Genomic DNA, 2,341 nt, shown 5'->3' on the forward strand with positions numbered 1-2,341 from the left:
TCCCAGCGACGGCTCGGCCACCGCCCAGAAGCTCAATGAGCAGACCTTCCTGAACGGCGAGAACTCCAATTTCGGCATGATGTTCGCCAACAAGATCACGGTGGATTGCCCTTGAAGCAGCATCTCTCCCTGCTCACCCGCGGGCTGATCGCCTGCGTGGCCGTTCTGCTGGTCGCGATCGTGGCCGATGCCGCGCTTCACGATCTGCTCGCGCAAAATCCGTTCGGCGCGCCGCGCCCCGCGCAGGCGGCCGAACCCGAGGCCAGCGGCATCATCGGCTGGCTGCTGGCAAAACAGTCGGAATTCTATCGCCAGATGTCGGCGACGATCCGCGCCGCCAAGACCGACGGCTCGGCGGTGTGGACGCTGCTCTTCATCTCGTTTGCCTACGGCATCTTCCACGCCGCCGGTCCCGGCCACGGCAAGGCGGTGATCGCCTCCTATCTTGTCGCCAACCGCGAGACCGCGCGGCGCGGCATCGCGCTGTCGTTTGCCTCGGCCCTGATGCAGTCGCTGGTGGCGATCCTGATCGTCGGCATCTCGGCCTGGGTGCTGAATGCGACGGCGAAAACCATGTGCAAGGCGGAAGGCGCGATCGAGATCGCCAGCTACGCCCTGATCGCGCTGTTCGGCCTGCGCCTAGTCTGGGTCAAGGGCGGCGCCTTTATTCGCGCGCTCCAGGCCGCGCAGCCGGTGCCGGCGATCGCGGGCGTGCCGCATCACCATGATCACGGCCATCACCATCATGATGCGCATGACCATCATGACCATGCTCACGGCCATGATCATCGTCACCACGATCATGGTCACGCCCACGCCCATCACGCACATGAGCACGTCCATGACGAACATTGCGGCCATTCCCACGGTCCCGCGCCGAGCGAGCTCGCCGGTCCCGGCGGCTGGCGGCGCGGTTTTGCCGCGATCTTGACCGTCGGCATCCGTCCGTGCTCGGGCGCGATCCTGGTGCTGGTGTTCGCGCTCGCCCAGGGCCTGTTCTGGGCCGGCATCGCCGCGACCCTGCTGATGGGGCTCGGCACCGCGATCACGGTCGCGGCCATTGCGGTCATCGCCGTCTCCGCCAAGGACATCGCCGGCCGCCTGAGCGCAGGGCGCGACGGCGGCGGCGCGCTGTTCATGCGCGGCATCGAATTCGGCGCCGCCGGTCTCGTGCTGCTGTTCGGCGCGGGCCTGCTGTTCGGCTACATCGCGGCCGAACGGACGACGTGTTTTTGAGCCGAAAGCCTCGTAGCCCGGATGGAGCGAAGCGCAATCCGGGACAGTGCCGCTGCGGAAGGACCCCGGATTACGCTTCGCTCCATCCGGGCTACGATCTCTGACAAGCTCACACCGGCAAAAACCGCTTCAACATCGGCATGAAGAAAATCCCGAGATTGATCGCAAAGCCGATGCTCCAGAGGATCGAGCGCAGCGTCGGGCGGTTGCCGAGATAGGTCAGCACGTAGGCGATCCGCACGATCAGGAACAGCACCGCGAGCTCGTCGATCAGCCGCTGCGGCGCGTCCCTGAATTCGGCGAGCAGCACCGCGAWGGCGAAGAACGGAAAGGTCTCGATGCCGTTCTGATGGGCGCCGAGCGCGCGCTGCGCGATGGCATCCTCATAGAAGGCGGGATCGCGCGGCCGGGAATTGTCGAAGCCGCCAAACCGGATCCATTTGATCGAGGCTATCGTCGCCAGATAGAGCAGCAGTGCTCCGAAAACGCACCATTCCGCAAGCGTCATGGTTCCTCCCCCTGTGCACCGACCCTAGCGAAACCGGCCCAATCTTGACAAGTTCGGAGCAACGCGCGACCCAACGGACCATGACCACGATTGTCCCCATCGAGACCGCAAAGCGGGCCGCGCAGCCCGGCCCCTCGCGCGTCGGCGTGCTGCTGGTCAATCTCGGCACGCCCGATACGGCCGACGCCCCCGGCGTGCGGGTTTATCTCAAGGAATTCCTCTCGGACCCCCGCGTCATCGAGGACCAGGGCCTGATCTGGCAACTGGTGCTGAACGGGATCATCCTGCGCAGCCGGCCGCGCACCAAGGCGCTCGACTATCTGAAGATCTGGAATACCGAGAAGAACGAGTCACCGCTCAAGACCATCACGCGGTCGCAAGCCGACAAGCTCGCAGCCGCGCTGCTGGACCGCGACCACGTCGTGGTGGATTGGGCGATGCGCTACGGCAATCCCTCGATCAAGTCGGGCATCGAGGCGCTGATCGCAAAGGGCTGCGAACGCATCCTGGCCGTGCCGCTCTATCCGCAATATTCCGCCCCGACCTCGGCCACCGTCTGCGACGAGGTGTTTCGCGTGCTCGCCCGCCTGCGGGCGC

Annotated in this window: 3 protein-coding genes and 1 pseudogene; 3 read left to right on the forward strand and 1 reads right to left on the reverse strand. The window is 65.6% G+C overall.

Annotation, left to right across the window (positions count from 1 at the left end; all coding sequences use genetic code 11):
* Both ACXJL8_RS39075 and ACXJL8_RS39080 read left to right on the forward strand, forming a co-directional pair.
* Positions 1 to 115, forward strand: a pseudogene (locus tag ACXJL8_RS39075) (DUF1007 family protein); the annotation flags it as partial.
* Positions 112 to 1,236: a nickel/cobalt transporter gene (locus ACXJL8_RS39080; protein ID WP_456617392.1), complete on the forward strand. Its 1,125-nt coding sequence runs from the start codon at positions 112 to 114 to the stop codon at positions 1,234 to 1,236. The pseudogene ACXJL8_RS39075 and the gene ACXJL8_RS39080, both read left to right, overlap by 4 nt.
* Positions 1,237 to 1,345: 109 nt before the next feature.
* On the opposite strand, the gene ACXJL8_RS39085 is transcribed toward ACXJL8_RS39080, so the two are convergent.
* On the reverse strand, positions 1,346 to 1,744 hold the full coding sequence (locus tag ACXJL8_RS39085; RefSeq protein ID WP_456686821.1) for an MAPEG family protein: 399 nt from the start codon (positions 1,742 to 1,744) through the stop codon (positions 1,346 to 1,348).
* Positions 1,745 to 1,824: 80 nt separating this feature from the next.
* Between ACXJL8_RS39085 and ACXJL8_RS39090 the strand changes: the two genes are divergently transcribed.
* Positions 1,825 to 2,341: ferrochelatase (locus tag ACXJL8_RS39090; protein ID WP_456686822.1), on the forward strand; the 517-nt coding region annotated here is incomplete at its 3' end.

The organism is Bradyrhizobium sp. P5_C11_2, from assembly GCF_054049755.1.